Below are 19,066 nucleotides of genomic sequence, written 5' to 3'. Positions count from 1 at the left end.
CAAAGGAGAAATAAAAATGAGTAAAAATCAAGAAATAGCAGAACGCGTATTAACGCTTGTTGGTGGGGAAGGAAATGTCAATAGTGTGGTACATTGTGCGACAAGATTGCGTTTCAATTTGAAAGATGAAGAAAAAGCAAATACTCAGAAATTAAATCAAGACCCAGATGTAATCCAAGTTGTTCGCAGTGGCGGACAATATCAAGTAGTCATAGGGAGTCATGTTAGTGATGTTTATAAAGAATTAATGGCTCATAGTAATTTAGGCGAAAATGAAGCTTCATCAAATGAAGGGAAAAAAGGCAGTGTCTTAAATCAATTAATCGATATTATTTCATCTATTTTTACACCATTTTTAGGAGCGATGGCAGGAGCTGGGGTTTTAAAAGGATTTTTAACGATGGCTACAGCGTTCAATTGGGTGAATCCTGAAAGTGGCTTCTATACTATTTTGTTTGCAATTGCAGATGGAATTTTCACATATTTGCCGATTATGCTAGCTTTTACTGCGGCAAAAAAATTCAAGACAAATCAATATTTAGCCGTTTGTTTGGCAATGGCTCTAGTCTATCCAAGTATAACAGCGGCGGCTGGTCAACCAATGGATTTTCTAGGAATTCCAGTAATTATTGGTGCTAGTGCTTATACTTCTTCCGTTATTCCAATTATTTTAGCGGTATATGTTCAAAGTTATGTTGAACGATTCTTTAAAAAAATTATTCCGTCTTTCTTACAAATCATTTGTGTGCCTCTAGGAATCTTTTTAGTAATGGCTCCTGTTACATTTATCGCAATTGGTCCTATCGGTACAGTAATTGGTAACTGGTTAGGAGAAGGATACAACTTTATTTATGCACTAAGCCCAATTATTGCTGGTGCAGTTATGGGTGGTTTATGGCAAGTATTCGTTATGTTTGGGATGCATTGGGGCTTTGTGCCAATCATCATGTTAAACCTATCTTCTTCAGGTACAGGTGTGGATACAATGGCACCGATGCTTTTACCAGCTGTTTTAGCTCAAGGTGGTGCAGCAATGGCCGTGTTCTTTATGACAAAAGATGTGAAATTGAAAGGACTAGCTTTATCATCTTCAATTACTTCCATTTTTGGTATTACAGAGCCAACCGTTTACGGAGTTACGTTACCATTGAAAAAACCATTTATCGCAGCTTGTATTGGTGGGGCAATTGGTGGAGCATATGTTGGTTTTAGTCATGTTCAAAACTTTACCTTTGGTTTGATTAGTTTGTTAAGTTTACCAAGCTTTATACCAAGTGGTACACAAGATATGTCTGGTGTAATTTCAGCCCTTATTGGAACAATGATTGCTGTAGTAGTCGCTTTTGTTTTAACCTTTGTATTGAAATTTGACGAAACAACAGAAGATCAAGCCTTGGAAACCGTTGGTGGAGATAATAAGAGTCAATCCAACCATTCTACTGCAAAAGGTGATAAAATAATTTTAGCTAGTCCTATTGAAGGAAAAGTGATTTCTTTAGATAAAGTAGAAGATCAAGTCTTTTCTTCAGGTGCTTTAGGAAAAGGTGTGGCAATTGAACCTAGTAAAGGTGAAGTTTATGCGCCAAGTGATGCAGAAGTAACAACTCTATTCCCGACAGGACATGCCATTGGCTTAACAACGACTGACGGTGTAGAAGTTTTGATGCACATTGGAATGGATACTGTAGAACTTAATGGCGTAGGGTTTGAAACGTTTGTGAAGCAAGGTGAGCAAGTGAAAAAAGGCGATTTGCTAGTGAAATTTGATATCGATAAAATCAAAGAAGCTGGTTATTCTGTTATCACGCCTGTGGTTGTGACAAATAGTGGCGATTATTTAGATGTATTAGATATGGAACAAACAGATGTTTTAAATGGAGAGGACTTTTTAGCGATAGTACGATAAAATGAGAAAACAGTCATAGATGATTGAGCTGTTGAACTCAAATCGATTATGTAGTCAAAGAGTTTTAAGTATGTACCAAAATTTTTCCCATTTTCTATTCAAGGTTAAAAACTTGAGGTTGAGATAAACAACTTCTAAGTTTAAATTATAGGAGGAGATTCATTTGACAAACATGAAAACGATTTTTCCAAAGGGCTTTTTATGGGGTGGCGCGACTGCCGCGAATCAATTAGAAGGTGCGTATTTAACGGATGGCAAAGGACTATCTGTTGCCGATGCAATGCCAGGTGGAAAGAAAAGATTTGAAATCATTGGCAGCGATACGTTTAATTGGGAAATAGATGAAGCAAGCTATGTGTATCCCAATCATCGCGGAATCGATCATTACCATCGGTTTAAAGAAGATATTGCGTTGTTTGCAAAAATGGGCTTTAAATGCTATCGCTTTTCCATTGCTTGGTCAAGAATCTTCCCTAAAGGTGATGAACTTTCGCCTAATGAAAAAGGCTTGGCGTTTTATGAGCAAATCATTGATGAGTGCTTGAAGTATAATATTGAACCTGTAATCACAATTTCTCATTATGAAATGCCTTTGTATTTAGCGAAAGAATATGGTGGTTGGAAGAACCGTCAATTAATTGACTTCTTTGAACGGTATGCAACGACTGTTTTGACTCGTTTTGGAAAAAAAGTGAATTATTGGATGACGTTTAATGAAATCAATTCGGCATTCCATTTTCCAGGACTTAGTCAAGGCTTGGTGAAAGCAACGGGTGCGGGCGATTATCAAAATGTTTTCCAAGCATGGCATAACCAATTTGTAGCCAGTGCAAAAGCGGTAAAAATCGCTCATGAAATTAATCCAGCCATTCAAATCGGTTGTATGATTATCTATGCAACAACGTATAGTATTGATGCGAACCCAATCAATCAAATGGCAACCTTAGAACAAAATCAAGAATTTAATTTTTATTGTACAGATGTTCAGGTTCGTGGAGAATACCCAGCGTATCAAAAAAGAATGTTTGAAAAATATAATGTAACGAATCTTGAAATTGAACCGGAAGATTTAGCGCTAATCAAAGAACATACAGTTGATTACATTGGTTTTAGTTACTATATGTCCTCAGCGATTAATGAGACAGCGAATGAAGTAGACGCCGTGGAAGGAAATCTATTGGGTGGTGTTCGCAATCCATTTTTAGAAGCGAGTGAATGGGGTTGGCAAATTGATCCAGAAGGATTAAGAATTGCGCTAAACGAACTGTATGATCGTTATCAAATACCGTTGTTTATTGTGGAGAATGGTTTAGGGGCAATTGATCAAGTGGATGCTAATTTCTATGTAGAAGATGATTATCGGATTGATTATTTACGTCGTCATATTGAAGCGATGTCCGAGGCTATACATGATGGTGTAGACTTAATAGGTTACACTCCTTGGGGCTGTATTGATTTAGTCAGTGCATCAACAGGAGAAATGAGTAAACGTTATGGTTTCATTTATGTTGATTTAGATGATAATGGTCAAGGCACGATGAATCGTTACGAGAAAAAATCATTTACTTGGTATAAACAAGTGATTGAAACGAATGGTGAAAATCTAAAATAAAATAGAAAAACCTCTGTAAAATGAATTAGTTTACTGATTTATTACAGGGGTTTTATTTATCCATACAAATAAAAGTATATGATTTTTTGCTTTATTTTTTTTAGCTATTTATAATAAAATGGAATATAGGAGGGACTATTCATGAATAAAAAACAATTAAACCATTTATTCTTTGTGATTATGGGACCTAGTGGTTCAGGGAAAACTGAAATTACAGCAGCCGTGTTTCCAAATGCCTATAAAGTAGTCTCTCATACAACAAGACCAAAGCGAATGGGTGAAATTGAAGGAAAAGATTATTATTTTGAAACACAGCAAAGTTTTGCTGCCTTATTAGCTGCTGAGGCTTTAGCGGAACATGATTCTTTTAATGGTTATCACTATGGTGTTGCAATTGCAGATATTATAGCAGCAACTGAGAAACATGTAGCCTATGATGTCTTAACGTTTAATGGTTTTGCTGCAATTGAAAAAGTTTTTGGTGATAAAGTAATCCCTATTTATTTTGAGGTATCAAGAGAAAATGTTTCTTTGAGATTAAAAAATAGAGAAACAGATGCTGTAAAAATTGCTGAGCGGTTGCTTATGTACGATGAAGAAATAGTTGTGAAAGAACGACTAAAAGACTATTCTAATGCGCTGTTTATTGATGCAAATAGTTCATTTAAACTTGTCGCTCAGCAACTGAGAAACGCTATAAAATCTTTTTGAAAAATACTATATTGGGAGTGGATGTTTAGCTTAAGCTAAACATCTGCTGAAATTAAGACATCATTTGGCTAAAATTGGAAAAATATTCTGAAAATAGTGAAATAAAAAATGACTATTTACAGAAGTAAAAAAACAAGGTCGTAGCGCCATTTTTAGCATAAAAGCAAGTCAAATTAGTTAAATATCATTTAAGTATTTTTTAAAAATAACCAAAATTTTATATTAAAAAATGAATTGTAACTTGTATCATTCATCCAATAATGGTTAAATTAATATAGAGTACGATTTATATTTCGAATAGAATGAAAAGGAGAAATCAATGAAAAAGAAATTGAAAATTATTATTGGGATTGTTGTAGGATTGATAGTCATTGTTTTTGTTTTATCTAAGCTTTTTGGAGGAAACAAAACGTTTGAAGCAGAAAATGCTCCAGTTGGAGAGGATTTTGGAATTGAATATTTTGAAGTACCAGATATTGAACAGGTATATATTAACGGAATTGTTCAACCTGATCAGGCTGAGTCATTTGCTAAGGATGCAAAAATGACGAGTGAACCAAATATAAAAGTGAAAAACGGGGATATTGTTGAGCCAGGGACAGAACTATATACTTATGAAGACAAAGAAATAACAAAAGAAATTGAAAATCAAAATAATACCTTAAATAAACTGTATACCAAAAGACAGAATATTTACAATAAATGGGATCGAGCGCTAGCAACGTTCAATCAAACGAGCGAAGAAGAACGAACCACTACGAAAGCGGCAATCGAAGAGCAACATCAATCCGAGATTGATAGCGTAGATGAAGAAATTTACTTTTCTAATGAAACGATCAGTGATTTAGCTGAAAAACAGTATGTTTCTACGACTGCTAAATTTAAAGGGCGTGTTTCTATTCCTGAGGTTAAAGATGAAAATGCACCTATTTTAAGCCTGACTTCTGACGGCTTATATGTAGCAGGTAAAGTCAATGAAAAAGATTTAATGAAAATTGCTGTTGATCAAAAAGCGAATCTTTCAGTGATTTCTAGTGGAACGACTGTTACAGGAAAAATTTCTTATATTAATGATAATCCGCCAGAAACAAAAGCAACTCAAGGGGAGAATACTAGCGAAGCTGGAACAATGTCTAGCTATGACGTGAAGTTGGCTTTAGATAGCTTGGAAGGAATCAAAAATGGCTATCATATTCAAGCGACGATTGATTTAGGTGGCAATGAACCGATTGAGATTCCTAAAAAAGCGATTCATGAACAAGAAGGGAAAAAGTATGTTTTAGTAAACGACTTTGGCTCTATTATTCGTCGTGATGTTCAAGCTGGAGAAGAAAAAGGAGAGATGATTATTATTAATTCTGGTCTTGAATCAGCGGATCGTGTGATTGTCTCAGCTAAAAAAGAAGTTAAAGAAGGCGATCTTGTTGATGACACAACTCAAGTAGATGCTTCAACAGAAAAATAAGGAGGGAGCTTAAATGATGGAAGTAGAAAAAAGCCAGCGCCCTCTAATCCAAATGCAAGGAATCAATAAATATTTTCCTGTAGGCAAAGAAAAATTACATGTCTTGAAATCCTTGGATTTAACTATTAATGAAGGTGAATTTATCATGATCATGGGAAAATCTGGAAGTGGTAAGACGACACTGATGAATATTATCGGTTTTCTAGATCGAGTTTCTGATGGAACCTATCTTTTTAAAGAAAAAGATGTTTCAACTTTATCAGAAAATAAAAAATCAGAATTTAGAAACGAATACTTAGGCTTCATTTTTCAACAATTTTTTCTAATTAATTCATTAAATGTGAGTCAAAATGTTCAACTACCTTGTGTTTATGAAGGAAAGAAAAGCAATGAAGAAAAAAGAAAAATTGCAAAAAAATATTTAGAATTAGTGGGTTTAGGTGCTAAGACTAAAGCGAAAGTCAATGAATTATCAGGTGGGCAACAACAGCGTGTAGCTATTGCTCGTTCGTTAGTGAATGATCCACTTTTAATCATGGCAGATGAACCAACAGGTGCGTTAGATAGTGAAACTGGGACGGAAATTATGGAATTACTCTCCGAATTAAATCGGCAAGGCAAAACGATTGTAATGGTTACTCATGATGCAGATATGAAAAAATATGCAACAAGAGTTATCCATATGAAAGATGGTCGCTTTTTGGAAGAAGAGGTGATTCGATGATAGCTAATTTATTGATTAGTACGCTTTTAAGTTTACGAGCTCATAAATTACGTGTTTTTCTAACCATGGTAGGGATTATTATTGGAATTACTTCAGTCGTTACGATATCGACTTTAGGAGCTGGTATGAAAAAACAAGTGGTTTCAGCTTCTAGTGCAATGAGCGCAGATGTTGTAAAACTGCATTATACGATGCAAGATGAAAGTTCATCAGGTTATATGATTTATGAAGAGCCCGATTTTACTTTTTCTAAAATCGATTTGAAAAAAATGCGCGAAATTGATGGAATTGATGAGATATATCCTCAGTATGGTGATAGCTATTCAGGCGATAATTTGAATTTGACGATGGATTTTTTTGGTGCTAAAGCAGGAATGATGGTAACATCTAATAGAGGGAATAATAAAATCAAATATGGTCGTGATTTTGATGAACGTGATCGAAACAAAGATGTCGTTATTTTGAATCACAATGTTTTTGAAACTGAATTAAAAATGGATGACCCAGCAGAGTTGATTAACAAAGCTGTATCAATCAATGGTTATATGTACAAAGTGATTGGGATTTTAGAGCCATTCAATTATGAAGAATTAAGTAATTCAGAAGCCATGGCTATGGATTGGAATACAATCTTTAGTAGCTTTGTTTCAAGAAGTTCATATAATAAATTAGCAACCTCCAAAGCAATTAGTGGCATTAATTTTAAGCTTAAAGAAGATTCTGATAAGAATGCTGTTTTAGGACAAGCTATTGCGATCATGTATGAAAATCATCCTGATGTTAAAGGGATTTTTAAAGAAGATGATTATGATCAACAACAGCAGAAGCAACTAGAACAATCTATTGCTGGGATTACTACTTTCTTGATGGCCGTTACTGCTATTTCTCTATTAGTTGGAGGAATTGGGGTTATGAACATTATGTATGTCTCAGTAACGGAACGAAAACGTGAAATTGGTATCCGAAGAGCGATTGGTGCAAAACCAAGACTGATTTTGATGCAGTTTTTATTAGAAGCAGCGTTTATTACTTTGATTGGTGGATTAATCGGTGTAGGATTAGGTTATCTTCTTTCCAATGTATTAGGAACCTTTGTTGAGATTACACCTGTGATGACACCATCCATTTTCATTATCTCGACAAGTGTGTCCATCTTGACTGGTGTGGTTTTCGGGATTATTCCTGCAATCAGCGCTTCAAGAATGGATCCAATCAAAGCGATTTATAATTAAAAACAGTTAGTCAAGGCAGAAGCACTTGCCAAAAATCAAGTGCTTCTAATTTGCTGTTATAATAGATCACCGACGCTGAATCAGTTTCATTAAGTTTATAGCAAATGTAGGTGAGGAATGAACAATTTAATAATAAATAATCAAGGAGGAAACAAATGAAAAATTTTCGATTACCTGAAGACACCCATATTCAATCAATTGCTCTTAAAGTTGAAGAGAAGGAAGAGCTGATTGCGTTTTATAAAAATCAGCTAGGTTTTGTGTTAAAAAGTGAAGAAAATAATTTATCTATTTTGGGTTCAAAGAAAAAACGTAGTCGATTGATTATTTTAGAACAAAAAATTGAAGATGAAAAACCGAAAAGGAGAATTCCTATTCGCTATTCATTGTTAATTCCTACAGAAGAAGAATTTTTTTGTATTGCTAAGCGAATTTTTGAAACGGATTATCCAATTAATGAGCTTTATCGAGATGAAACATGCCAAATGATTTGCTTAAGTGATCCAGAAGAAAACCAAATTGATATTGTTTGTAAGGAAATCAAAGACAGTACCTTAGGCAAGCTGAAAGAAAAAATAGCACTTGAAAAAATAGCAGAGAAAAGTACAGCTGACATACCACAATTGACACCAGAAGTTACGATTTATCAAGTTTATTTACCTGTAGTAAATGAAGAATCAAGTGTCGCTTTTTATGAACAAATGTTGGGAATGATTCATGAAGAGGAATGTTTGGCTGTAAATCAAGGAGAAGTTACGTTTCATTTAAATGAACTAGGAAATGATTTTTCAATCGAAGCAGCTGATCACACAGTAGGGATTAATTTTTACGTATTAAATGTGAATGACAGCAAAGAAATCGAGAAATTAGAAAAACATCTTGAGCAAAACCAGCTTGAATTCTTTGTAGATAAGAAAAAAACGATTTTAAGCGTTTTTGATCCGAATGGAATCGAATGGTGGTTTGTAAGAAAGTAAGCTGAGCAAACTAGGGAGTGTCTGAAAACTATTTGCCACTATCGTTTTCAGGCATTCTCTAACTATCAGATTTTTAGTATTATAGGAAAATAATGGTAATGTTAATAAGTGGATACTCACAAAAGTAGGAGGGACACTCTTTATTTGAGCGGCTTCTTCTAAATGTTTAGCTTAACTTGTGAATATCGGCTTATTTTTTGAGTCTAATTAGTTTATTAAGGGGAAGATAAATATTTTTTAAGTCATTTTTTTCTTTGTGATTCTATCGTATACTAGAGCATATTCTACTATAAAAATTGGTTGAAATTGAGGTTGAATTCATATGTATGAAAAAACTAAAACTAAGATAGAACAATTGCTAGCAGAAAATATCTTTTCTGGAGTAAATGCTTCTTTTATCACCAGTAAGCTGATTGAACGTCTTTGTTTGGGCGAAGCTCAAACATTTCCAAGTTCAAAAAAAATGACACACTCTCTTTTATTTGATGTTGCTTCATTAACAAAAGTGATTTGTACGACAACCGTTACCTTACAGTTGATTGAGAAAGGGATTCTAACTTTGGATAGACCCATTAAAACATACTATCCAGCAATTAAAGATGAACGAATAACGATTCGTCATTTATTAACTCATACGGCAAATATTGTAAGCTATATTCCAAATCGAGATTTATTAACAAAAGAAGATCTACGTGCTGCGTATTTGTTAGTAGAGTCAGGAGAGAAGTTAGGAAAAGAAGTTTCTTACACGGATACTGGAATGATTTTACTAGGCTTTATGCTGGAAGAAGTGTTGCATAAAAATGCGACGGAAATTTTTGAAGAATATGTTTTGGCTCCTTTAGAGATGACCGAAAGCTGTTTTTTCCCTGCTAGTATTGAAACAACTGTTCCTACCGAAAATCATCCTACAAGAGGATTAATCTATGGTCAAACACATGATCCAAAAGCGTTTGTTTTAGCTGAACACGCGGGAAATGCAGGATTATTTACTAATATGACTGATTTAGAAAAATTTACTTTTATGTATTTGAATAAGGGGAAAGTAGGAGAAAAAATCTTTTTAACCCCTGAAACGATACAACAATTACTTAAAGACTGTACGCCTGATGGGAAAGGACATCGTTCTTTAGGATGGGATTTAAAAACGGATCTCAAAACTAAAAATAACTTATTGTTTCATACTGGTTATACTGGAACCTTTATGTTGTTGGACCCTTCAAATAGGGAAGCTTTTTTATTTTTATCTAATCGTGTACATCCTGAGGATCGGCGAAATGATTATATTGAAAAAAGAGATGAGCTTATTGATGTATATTTGAAAGAAAAATTAGAGGATTAAGATGAATCGCTTTCTTTTTAGTGGTATAATGAGAGCCGATAGTAGATGAGAGGAGCTTTTTTATGACACAACCATTGTTTTTAAAACCTGTTTTTCAAGAGAAAATTTGGGGAGGCGATCGTCTTAGCACGGTATTCGGTTTTGACCTTCCAAGTAATAGAATTGGAGAAGATTGGGCAATTAGTGCACATCCGAATGGGGTTAGTGTTGTTGAAAATGGTGAATTTGCTGGACAAAAACTAGATGATTTATGGCAAAATCATCGTGCATTATTTGGTAATGTATCTGGGGACGTTTTTCCATTATTGACCAAGATTTTAGATGCAGAAGATGATCTATCGGTTCAAGTACATCCAGACGACACTTATGGGTTGGCGAACGAAGGTGAGCTTGGAAAAACAGAATGCTGGTATATTATTGATTCAAAACCAGGCGCAAGTATCATTTATGGACATAATGCTCAGACACGTGAAGAATTAGAAGAAATGATTAACGCTGGGCGTTGGGATGACTTATTAAAGAAAGTTCCTGTTAAAAAAGGTGATTTTTTCTATGTACCAAGTGGAACTATCCATGCAATTGGGAAAGGCATCATGATTTTAGAAACGCAACAAAGTAGTGATACAACTTATCGAGTTTACGATTATGATCGTAAAGATGATACAGGGAATACACGTGAGTTGCATATCCAACAATCAGTTGATGTAACAACGGTTCCTGCACAAAAAGCAGAGTTATCTATTCAACAACAAAATCAAGGACAATCAAGCGTTATTACCTACTTGAAAACTGCCTTTTTCAATGTTTATGAATGGCAAGTTAAAGGGATTTTAAACCTGAAAAAAGGGGCACCTTATACATTAGCGACAGTCGTTGATGGCGCAGGCAAATTAATAATTGAAGGTGAAATGCCGACTGAATCAGAAAGTTATGATTTAGTGATGGGAACAAGTTTTATTTTACCGTCTGATATTCAAAAATGGCGTGTTGAAGGAGACTTAACAATTATTGCTTCTGAACCCGGTTCAGAAGCAAATTAAATTGTTTTTTACTTTCTAGAGAATTTAGGCGAAAGAAAAGTAGGAAGTTAAAATAAATAAGCAATAAATCACAGTTTAATTTTTTGTGATTTATTGCTTATTTTCTTAGACATTGCTTTTGCAAACACCTTAATTATTTAAAAATCATTATCTTAATTCTGGATTTAATTTTTGATAGTTTGCTAGTTTATAGGCAAGATGATGGTCATAATTTTGATTAAAATAACTTAAGTAAAACGCATCAAGTAAATAAAGTAAAGAGGTTCTTGTTGAAAACGAAGAAATCTTATTATAATGGTTTTCAAGGGACGGGAATAGAAAAAGTCCATCCACGTTTTCTTTTAATAAAGGACTTGTTTTAGACGTAATTAGAATGATTTTACATTGGTTTTTTTTCAATATTTGCATTATTTTTTTAACATTTGTTCCTCTACCCTCGTAAGAAATGATAATAGCTAAATCACTGGATGTTGTATTTGCTGCAGTTAGGTTTTGACTGTAATCATCAACCGGCACAAGAATATCACGACCGATTTCTTGCATTTGAAACTGGAAATTTTTGGCAAAATAGATATTAGCAGCTGTGGTGTAAAGAGCGATTGAACTTGCTTCGTATAAAAGTTTTGTATTTTTGGATAAAGAGTCAAGTGCATTACTATCGATTGTTGACTGAACGGTTTGTTCGTAGACAGACTCTAAATTTCTCATAATAGCATAATTATTGTCTTCTGACGAAATGGGATAGTCAATATCAATAATATTCATTGAGCTGTGTTCATTTAAATCATTGACTAGTGCTAATTTCAAATCATTCAGTCCATCAAGATCTAATTTATTGATTAGACGATATATCGTTGAAATAGACACAAAAGAATGTTCTGCCAATTCTTTTGGTGAGTAGCGAATTACTTTTTCTGGTGAAGCTAAAATGTAGTCAACTAACGATTGCTCGCTGGCGGTTAGATTGGTCAGGTGCTTTAATTTCAGAGCAAAATTCATTTTTCTAGTCCTTTTCTGTTAAAATTACGATGCTTAACTTAAATTATAACTAATTTTGAAAAGAGAGAAAAGAATAAATAATAGCAGTAGCAGAGAAGCAAAATATGAGAATCAACTTTTTTATTATTATTATTATTTTTATACAATTCAATTAGACTTAATTAATTATCTTTAAGTTATTTTAAAATGGAAAAAGTTTAAATTTCATTTGAATTTGATTAGTTAGTTATGGCATAATGATTAGGTGGAGGAGGGATGGCAATCAAATTGATGGTTTACTATCTTAGCAATATTTTACCATTGTGGTTGATTTTTTGTGCTTATTTTTATAATTTTTATACAGCTTTAGATATAAAAACAAAACGTTGGAAACTTTTACTGAGTGCAGGGCTTCTTTGTTTGTGGAATTGTTTTTGTGTTTTTATTTTGGGAAGCTTTGTAATTGAAAAAATTTCCTTTATTTTGATTATTTTGTTTATTGTTAGTCCTATGATTTGGCGAAAATCAAATTTATTTTTTTTTAAAATTGTTAGTACATGTCTGTTGCTAACGGGATTGCATTTATCGTTTACGATATTTAGTGATATTGTGAACATGATTGTTTTGAATCAGATGGGATTGACGTTCTATGATTTACAAACCTTAGAACAAACTTTAATCCTCTCTTTTTGTGCTTACGGAACGCAAGTTTGTCTTTGTTTATTATTAAATCATTTTTTACGAAGTAAACGAGGAAGAAGAATTATGCAACATCTGTTTCAAACAACAACAGTCAGTTGGGTTACTTTTTTAAGTGCGGTTTCGATGACGGGTATTCTGATTGGTTATTTTTTAAATTATTATACTATCCTATTTAAGCAAATGAATTTAGTTGTTTTTTTATTTGCTGTATATGCACTATTTGGTCTGATTTTTGGCGTAACTTTGGCCTTTCTTAGCTATCTTCGACTATATCAAGAAAGACTTAAAGCTACCGAAACGATGCTGATTCAACAACAATCATATAACAAAGTTTTAGAGGATATCCAGCAAGATATTCGTCATTTTCAGCACGACTATAAAAATATTTTATCTAGTTTTTATTTACAGTTGAAAGAAGGAAACATTGAAGCAGCGCAGGCTTTACTTGAAGAAAAGTTCTTATCTTTTGATAAAAATGTCAGTTACAATATCAAACAATTAGGATTTTTAAATAATATTCAAGTGATTGAAGTGAAAAGTTTGTTATTGACTAAAATGTTACAAATGGAACAGCGAAAAATTAAATTTCAAGTTGAAATACTAGATTCGATTTCAACTTTTAATATTGATACAGAAGACCTTGTTCGTTGTTTAGGAATTTTGTTGGATAATGCGATGGAAGAAGAGGCGGCAACGAAAGAGAGAACTGTTTATTTTCTAGCTTATTGTGAGGATTCCACTGTTACTATTTTGGTTAAAAATCATTTAACCGAGCAGAAAGAAGTGACAAAACTCTTAAAAGAAGGGTATTCTACAAAAGGAGAAAATCGAGGAGTCGGTCTGAGTAGCTATCAAAAAATTCTATCCAAATATCCTAATGTCTTAAATAAAACAGTTATTTCAGATAACCAATTTCAACAAGTCTTGAAAATGCAAATAAATTAATGAATGGTTTAACGCACTTTGATTTTAAAACGATTTCAAAAAAACTTTACTTTAAGGAGGGTAAAATGAAAAAAATTTATCTTTGTGATGACGAATTAATTTACAGAGAGCAAATAAACAGTATTATTAAACATGCGATTGATCACTATGATCATCCGTTAATGATTGAGTTGAAAGCTAAAAATAGTGAGGAGCTTTTAGCAGCATCGATTGATCATTCTAGTAGTATTTATTTTTTAGATGTGAATCTTATTGGATCAAAATTGAATGGTTTTGAGTTGGGAAAAGAAATTCGTCGTCGCGATCCCCGAGGATTTATTATTTTTATTACTACCTTTGAAGAATTAGCTTTTGAAACATTTAAATATCGTTTAGAAGCAATGGATTATATTGTTAAAGATCAACCAGAAAAAATTACTGAGAGAATCGCTAGTTGTTTAGCAAGTATTATGGAACGAGAGTTAGCGAATCCTGATTTAACGAATGAAGAAGAACTATTAGTAGTAAAATTCGGCGATGAAATTATTCGTTTATCAGTCTCTGAAATTATTTTTATTGAAACATCTAATCGGAGTCATATGGTGATTATCCATACAAAAACACAAACTCTTGAAATAGTCGATAATTTGCAAAAATTGGAAGAAGTCCTTTCCACAGGTTTTATTAGAAGCCATCGTTCTTTTTTGGTCAATCAAGCATATATCACTCGTTATAATTTGAAGCAAAATATATTAGAATTGACAACCGGGCAGTCCTGCTTAGTATCTAGAAGGATGAAAAAGATACTAAAAGAAACGTTAACCTGTTTTTAAAAAAAAGACTCGAATCGTGCATATGTATGCCACGTTCGAGTCATTTTTGTTAGATACTATTTTGGGGGATGATGAATAAGATTAAGTTGAGAAATATTTGATTATGTAAAGCTAAGGTAAGGGGAAGTACTGAAAACTATATTTATGCGCCTAGTTTTTGTAAAAGATCTTTTGGAATAGAAGTTTCAGAAACCGTTGTAGGTCCTTTAGTGACTCTTTTTTTACTTAGTTCCACTTTAACATAAGTATTTGGCTCAAGTGGCGTTGGATTTTCTCCTGTCACATCATAAGATTCTTTTTGAATTTCGCCATCTTCTTTTACAAAGGTAAAATCGTAATGATAAGAATGCAAACCGTCAACATCTTTTCCATTCATATCTTTCGTTTGAACTTCTTCAGGAACAGTCGCTGGGACTTGAGCATAAGCAACAGTCGATTTATAAGTATCTGCGTAATATTTATATCCTGCGATTCCTCCAACTACAATAAGTGCTAGAAAAATTAATCCTATTATTTTTTTCATTACAATCATTCCTTTCAACTTGATAGTGAAATCATAACAAAAAATGAAAGATAGCAACATTGATTTGTCTAACGTTATTGTAAGGTGAAAAACAAAGTTGAAAGACGATAGAAGGTTACGAAAGGAATCAAGAAAATGATAGCTACGATAAGAAATCGGAAGAGGCGAATAAATAGATAAATAAGCCATCTAGCACAGAAAGGGTTGTTCAAATCTTCTGTGATAAATCGCTTTTTCAAAAAAAGTTATCTTTACTTTTACTCGTTATTTAATTTTAAATTGCTTGTTTATTTTTTTAGGATTTTTAAAAGCAATCCTGAAAGAGTTGCTAGAGGTAAAAAAATTATTTCTTTTTCGAAAAGAATCAATTTTTATGAAAATAGCTATGTGCAAAAGTTCTCTTTTGTTAGTACTAAGTTACAATACTCTAACTAGTCATTCAGGAAAGTTGCTTAATCGATTAGTGTTGTTAAAAGAATGAGTTTTAATACAGGAATCGATTAAGCAGTTAAAGAGTTTTTAAACGCCTTAACTATTAATCAGTATAGACCTATTTTTTGAAATAGTTTTGTCTATAGAATGTAATTTTAATAAAAAATAAGATAAAATTATGTCTGTTATTCAAGAATTGTTAAATTTTTTGCTCGTTTCTTGACAAAAAATAATTTATTTAACCAATTAATAAGTACACAATAAAAAAGAGTAGGATAGAGGCGAGGAAGACCAAGCTAATCATCCAATACTTTTTATATTTTTTTTCAGGGTATTTTGCTAATAATACGAACCCCAATAAATAGATAAATAATCCAACAAACAAAAGCAAAACAATAAGAAAGTATGGTTTCATCATTTTCACCTCATCTTTAACTATAAAGAGTAATTGTGAATAAAGTATGAAAATCAGTAAATTTTACCTTTGAAATCTTGCGGATTTGTTAAATGGCTGGAGAGAATGATTTATTTTAATTTTTTTAAAATAGAAACATGGTTTGGTGAGATTTTGTTATAATGTGTTTAAACTATTGGTGCTAAGGCGTTCCTTTCTTTAATGCTAAGCTAAGTGCCAATAAATGGAGCAAAGGAGTGGTATGTCATGAGTAAAAAACAATTGAAGCGATTCTTCTTGGTCGGTGAGGAACGACTTCATTAAATAATTAATCGACTAATCGATGATTAGGAGATAGGAAAAATGAATGAAACAGATTTTTTAGTTGAAATGGAAATAGATGCAGTAAAATTTAGCTTGAAGGAATGGACGGATTTTTCGTTCTTAAATTATTTTGGGCAAGTATTTTGTGTATTTGATCAAACTGACTCTGGTAATATCAGTTTTGGTGTTGAAAATGCTGCTGGTGAGAAATATTTTATTAAAGTTGCGGGTGCTAAAACATTAGAATCAGTTTGTGAACCAATAGAAGCGGTCAAAACACTGAAAAAAGCAGTTAAAATTTATAAAGATTTAGCCTGTGAATGGGTAATTAATTTCGTTTCTTCTGGATCTTTTGGGAATCTTTTTTATCTGGTTTTTGATTGGGTGGAAGGGAAATGTTTATTCGATCATTGGAATTTTGTCTATTATGATTCACATCCTGAAGTTCAAACACCTAAAATGAAGTTTCGACAATTGGCACTAGGCAAAAAAGAAAAAGTAGCCGAACAGTTAATCGCTTTTCTCAAGTTTGTGGAATCGAATAATTATGTAGTCGTTGATTTTTATGATGGTAGTTTACTTTATAATTTTGAAAAAGATGAACTGACAATTTGTGATATTGACTTTTTTAGAGAAATGCCCGTAAAAAATAGTATTGGTGCTGACTATTGGGGCAGTGCCCGAATGAAAGCACCAGAAGAATATCAACTAAATGCTCAGATTGATACGCGGACGAATGTATTTATTCTTGGCGCATTGCTGTTTACTTTGTTTGGCAATTATCCAATTGAATTAATCGGTAAAATGTATGAAAAACAACAATTTATCCCGTTAGAGAAAAAAGATTGGCTACTTGCGCCGAGATTGTATGATAGTATATTGAAGGCTGTTTCGCGAAATCCTAATGAGCGCTTTCAAACGATTGTTGATTTTGAGCAGGCTTGGTCACTAGAACTTGAATAGCTAATAATGATCTGAATGCGGTTGGAAATAGTCGTAATTTCAACCGCATTCAGATCATTTTTTGTGTAATCAATTAAGTAACATCGCTCCATTTTTTACTTGATAAAAGTTCAATGTTGCGAATTTCATCATAATGGACCTTGGTTTGTCCAATCATCAATCCTAGTTCATCAAATCCTTCAATAAATCCAATTGTATCTTTAAAATAATGACCATTTAAATCAGTCATTTCAAGTTGAACAACTAATTGTTTACGATTGTTGAAAGCAAATTCAAGTAATTGCCCAATTTCGTTTTCGGTCATTTTTTGTTTTTGAGGAATGATTTCCTGTTCTTTTTTTATTTGATTGATAGAAAAGGTATGCTCAGATAAATAAAACCCATTCCATTTTTGAATCCCACGATCTTGATAATCTGAAAAATAAGGGTCAAATAATTCTTGTTTTTCTTCCATCGTATTCACTCTTTCTTAGTATAATTTTGCAAACCATCCATTCCGCCAGCATGTCCGCCAACTAATGAAGACCGTTCAATTGCTGTTCCGCCTTGCATCAATGAAGTTGCATGGACAAGTGCGGTATAGCCATACTTATTTCGAATCGCATCAATCAATACGTCCAATTTTTCTTGATTTAGTTGTTTTTCTGGTTCTTGAAAAAGATCTAGTTGAACATTGTTTGAATGAATCAAACGGGAATAAGAAATGCCCACATGACGAACATCTTGATGCGCCCAGTTTTTCCTAAAGAGGAGTAAACAATAATCTATAAGTTGTTGGCTATTGTTTGTGGAAGGGATTTTTAATTGTTGATGAAAGCCACGTTTACCAATATGATCTCTGTAGTTTTTGGAATACCCAATAAATAGACTAACGCATTGTGTTTGAGTATGATGTCTTCTTAAGCGAGCAGCTACTTGGTCTGCCATCTCTCGAATGACAATTTCAATCGCCTGTTGCTGTTGATAATCATAAGGAAGAATTTGACTATTTCCATAAGATTTTTCAGCAGGAGTATAAGTATCAGAAAGTTTACTACGATCAATTCCCCAAGCATGCGCGCGAAGCTGTTGCCCAATGATGCCAATCTGATCTTTCAAAAGTGCATCGTCCGCTTGAGCCAACTCATAAACGGTTCGAATGCCTAAACGATCTAAACGTTTTGCTGTCCGATGACCGATTCCCCACATTTCAGTGATGGGCTCAATCGACCAGACTTTCGTTGGAACATCCTCATAATGCCATTCACTAATAAAATCATTTGCATGTTTAGCTTCGATGTCTAACGCTAATTTCGCAAGTAGTGGGTTGTCCCCAATTCCGATTGTAACGACAAGACCGGTTTCTTTTTTGATTCGATCACGAATTTGTAAGGCTAAATCATATGTAGTTGCAGCGAACAAACTTGTACTGGCTGTGACATCTAAAAAAGATTCATCGATTGAATAAATAAGTAAATCTTGTTCGGTAACATATTGACGGTAGATATCCTGAATCAGGGCATTTTGTTCAATGTACAATTGCATTCGTGGTGAGACTATTTTTAATTCGGGATGGTTCGGTAAATCATATTTTCGAGTCACGTTAGAAATACCAAGAACTTCTTTGGCTTTTGGGGAAGCTGCTAAAACTAATCCCCCAGTATTTTCTGCCCGGCTCATGACGACTAACATCGTTTCTAGTGGATCTAATCCTCGTTGCACGCACTCTACAGATGCATAAAAAGATTTTACATCAATACAAAGAATAGCGCGCTTTTTTTCTCTAGTATAATCAAATTTCATTTATGATCACTCCTAAACTAAAAAGGTATCTTCGGAAGTTGATTTTATTATACGAACATTTGTTCTGTTTGTCTACTAGAATTGTCTAATTAAGTGCAACATTTGTAATTGCTTCTCTTAAACCTTCTTTTTTCTAATTGTATTCTTTGATAAAATGGAAAATAGAAGGATTCACTATACAAAATGAAAATGGAGAAACTAC

16 protein-coding genes are annotated in these 19,066 nt (G+C 33.2%); 12 read left to right on the top strand and 4 right to left on the bottom strand.

All coding sequences use genetic code 11. The features are described from left to right. Nucleotides 1–16: 16 nt before the first annotated feature. From ACYSNW_RS16890 to manA, 9 genes are all read left to right on the top strand, one after another. Nucleotides 17–1,906 (top strand): beta-glucoside-specific PTS transporter subunit IIABC, encoded by a 1,890-nt coding sequence (locus ACYSNW_RS16890; RefSeq protein ID WP_461746499.1) that lies wholly within the window; start codon nt 17–19, stop codon nt 1,904–1,906. Nucleotides 1,907–2,078: 172 nt separating this feature from the next. Beyond that, nucleotides 2,079–3,518 carry a glycoside hydrolase family 1 protein gene (locus ACYSNW_RS16885; RefSeq protein WP_461746546.1) on the top strand — a complete coding sequence of 480 codons (1,440 nt, stop codon included), beginning with the start codon at nt 2,079–2,081 and terminating at the stop codon, nt 3,516–3,518. A 141-nt stretch (nt 3,519–3,659) separates the two neighbouring features. Then, on the top strand, nt 3,660–4,229 hold the full coding sequence (locus ACYSNW_RS16880; protein ID WP_461746497.1) for a guanylate kinase: 570 nt from the start codon (nt 3,660–3,662) through the stop codon (nt 4,227–4,229). A gap of 319 nt (nt 4,230–4,548) precedes the next feature. Continuing rightward, entirely contained in the window at nt 4,549–5,694 is a 1,146-nt protein-coding gene (locus ACYSNW_RS16875) for an efflux RND transporter periplasmic adaptor subunit (protein ID WP_461746495.1), read from the top strand. Nucleotides 5,695–5,707: 13 nt separating this feature from the next. After that, on the top strand, nt 5,708–6,418 hold the full coding sequence (locus tag ACYSNW_RS16870; RefSeq protein ID WP_461746493.1) for an ABC transporter ATP-binding protein: 711 nt from the start codon (nt 5,708–5,710) through the stop codon (nt 6,416–6,418). Next, a complete protein-coding gene (locus ACYSNW_RS16865; protein ID WP_461746491.1) occupies nt 6,415–7,650 on the top strand; it encodes an ABC transporter permease in 1,236 nt (411 codons plus the stop codon). Before ACYSNW_RS16870 ends, ACYSNW_RS16865 begins: the two co-directional genes overlap by 4 nt. Before the next feature lie 155 nt (nt 7,651–7,805). Continuing rightward, nucleotides 7,806–8,627 carry a CppA C-terminal domain-containing protein gene (locus ACYSNW_RS16860; protein ID WP_461746489.1) on the top strand — a complete coding sequence of 274 codons (822 nt, stop codon included), beginning with the start codon at nt 7,806–7,808 and terminating at the stop codon, nt 8,625–8,627. 322 nt (nt 8,628–8,949) lie between these two features. Further along, the gene (locus ACYSNW_RS16855) at nt 8,950–9,969 is read left to right on the top strand and encodes a serine hydrolase domain-containing protein (protein ID WP_461746487.1); all 1,020 of its coding nucleotides are present in this window, start codon (nt 8,950–8,952) and stop codon (nt 9,967–9,969) included. Nucleotides 9,970–10,031: 62 nt separating this feature from the next. Further along, nucleotides 10,032–11,009 carry a mannose-6-phosphate isomerase, class I gene (gene manA / locus ACYSNW_RS16850; protein WP_461746485.1) on the top strand — a complete coding sequence of 326 codons (978 nt, stop codon included), beginning with the start codon at nt 10,032–10,034 and terminating at the stop codon, nt 11,007–11,009. Between the two features lie 147 nt (nt 11,010–11,156). Here the strand turns inward: manA and ACYSNW_RS16845 are convergent, their stop codons facing one another. After that, nucleotides 11,157–12,008 (bottom strand): MurR/RpiR family transcriptional regulator, encoded by an 852-nt coding sequence (locus ACYSNW_RS16845; protein WP_461746483.1) that lies wholly within the window; start codon nt 12,006–12,008, stop codon nt 11,157–11,159. Nucleotides 12,009–12,263: 255 nt separating this feature from the next. Here ACYSNW_RS16845 and ACYSNW_RS16840 point away from each other — a divergent pair, with 255 nt between their 5' ends. Continuing rightward, complete coding sequence (locus tag ACYSNW_RS16840) at nt 12,264–13,634, top strand: sensor histidine kinase (protein WP_461746481.1); 1,371 nt, start codon at nt 12,264–12,266, stop codon at nt 13,632–13,634. A gap of 65 nt (nt 13,635–13,699) precedes the next feature. Then, nucleotides 13,700–14,446, top strand: a complete 747-nt coding sequence (locus ACYSNW_RS16835; RefSeq protein ID WP_461746480.1) for a LytR/AlgR family response regulator transcription factor — start codon at nt 13,700–13,702, stop codon at nt 14,444–14,446. A 142-nt stretch (nt 14,447–14,588) separates the two neighbouring features. Here the strand turns inward: ACYSNW_RS16835 and ACYSNW_RS16830 are convergent, their stop codons facing one another. After that, nucleotides 14,589–14,969 carry a DUF1093 domain-containing protein gene (locus tag ACYSNW_RS16830; RefSeq protein ID WP_461746478.1) on the bottom strand — a complete coding sequence of 127 codons (381 nt, stop codon included), beginning with the start codon at nt 14,967–14,969 and terminating at the stop codon, nt 14,589–14,591. A gap of 1,189 nt (nt 14,970–16,158) precedes the next feature. Here ACYSNW_RS16830 and ACYSNW_RS16825 point away from each other — a divergent pair. Next, entirely contained in the window at nt 16,159–17,082 is a 924-nt protein-coding gene (locus ACYSNW_RS16825; protein ID WP_461746476.1) for a protein kinase domain-containing protein, read from the top strand. 73 nt (nt 17,083–17,155) lie between these two features. Here the strand turns inward: ACYSNW_RS16825 and ACYSNW_RS16820 are convergent, their stop codons facing one another. Together ACYSNW_RS16820 and ACYSNW_RS16815 are read right to left on the bottom strand one after the other, a co-directional pair. Then, a complete protein-coding gene (locus tag ACYSNW_RS16820) occupies nt 17,156–17,536 on the bottom strand; it encodes a hypothetical protein (RefSeq protein WP_461746474.1) in 381 nt (126 codons plus the stop codon). A gap of 5 nt (nt 17,537–17,541) precedes the next feature. Next, entirely contained in the window at nt 17,542–18,864 is a 1,323-nt protein-coding gene (locus ACYSNW_RS16815) for a Y-family DNA polymerase (RefSeq protein ID WP_461746473.1), read from the bottom strand. Nucleotides 18,865–19,066: the final 202 nt, after the last annotated feature.

This window comes from Enterococcus sp. LJL99 (assembly GCF_054871725.1).
The sequence above is the reverse complement of the archived record's forward strand: the minus strand, read 5'-3'. Positions and strand labels throughout refer to the sequence as shown.

What these genes read in the sequence shown, in the direction of transcription:
- ACYSNW_RS16870 (WP_461746493.1), top strand. Translation starts at nt 5,708, where the DNA reads ATGATGGAAGTAGAAAAAAGCCAGCGCCCTCTAATCCAAATGCAAGGA.
- ACYSNW_RS16865 (WP_461746491.1), top strand. Translation starts at nt 6,415, where the DNA reads ATGATAGCTAATTTATTGATTAGTACGCTTTTAAGTTTACGAGCTCAT.
- ACYSNW_RS16875 (WP_461746495.1), top strand. Translation starts at nt 4,549, where the DNA reads ATGAAAAAGAAATTGAAAATTATTATTGGGATTGTTGTAGGATTGATA.
- ACYSNW_RS16890 (WP_461746499.1), top strand. Translation starts at nt 17, where the DNA reads ATGAGTAAAAATCAAGAAATAGCAGAACGCGTATTAACGCTTGTTGGT.
- ACYSNW_RS16880 (WP_461746497.1), top strand. Translation starts at nt 3,660, where the DNA reads ATGAATAAAAAACAATTAAACCATTTATTCTTTGTGATTATGGGACCT.
- ACYSNW_RS16845 (WP_461746483.1), bottom strand. Translation starts at nt 12,008, where the DNA reads ATGAATTTTGCTCTGAAATTAAAGCACCTGACCAATCTAACCGCCAGC.
- ACYSNW_RS16855 (WP_461746487.1), top strand. Translation starts at nt 8,950, where the DNA reads ATGTATGAAAAAACTAAAACTAAGATAGAACAATTGCTAGCAGAAAAT.
- ACYSNW_RS16830 (WP_461746478.1), bottom strand. Translation starts at nt 14,969, where the DNA reads ATGAAAAAAATAATAGGATTAATTTTTCTAGCACTTATTGTAGTTGGA.
- ACYSNW_RS16885 (WP_461746546.1), top strand. Translation starts at nt 2,079, where the DNA reads ATGAAAACGATTTTTCCAAAGGGCTTTTTATGGGGTGGCGCGACTGCC.
- ACYSNW_RS16835 (WP_461746480.1), top strand. Translation starts at nt 13,700, where the DNA reads ATGAAAAAAATTTATCTTTGTGATGACGAATTAATTTACAGAGAGCAA.
- ACYSNW_RS16820 (WP_461746474.1), bottom strand. Translation starts at nt 17,536, where the DNA reads ATGGAAGAAAAACAAGAATTATTTGACCCTTATTTTTCAGATTATCAA.
- ACYSNW_RS16825 (WP_461746476.1), top strand. Translation starts at nt 16,159, where the DNA reads ATGAATGAAACAGATTTTTTAGTTGAAATGGAAATAGATGCAGTAAAA.
- ACYSNW_RS16860 (WP_461746489.1), top strand. Translation starts at nt 7,806, where the DNA reads ATGAAAAATTTTCGATTACCTGAAGACACCCATATTCAATCAATTGCT.
- manA (WP_461746485.1), top strand. Translation starts at nt 10,032, where the DNA reads ATGACACAACCATTGTTTTTAAAACCTGTTTTTCAAGAGAAAATTTGG.
- ACYSNW_RS16815 (WP_461746473.1), bottom strand. Translation starts at nt 18,864, where the DNA reads ATGAAATTTGATTATACTAGAGAAAAAAAGCGCGCTATTCTTTGTATT.
- ACYSNW_RS16840 (WP_461746481.1), top strand. Translation starts at nt 12,264, where the DNA reads ATGGCAATCAAATTGATGGTTTACTATCTTAGCAATATTTTACCATTG.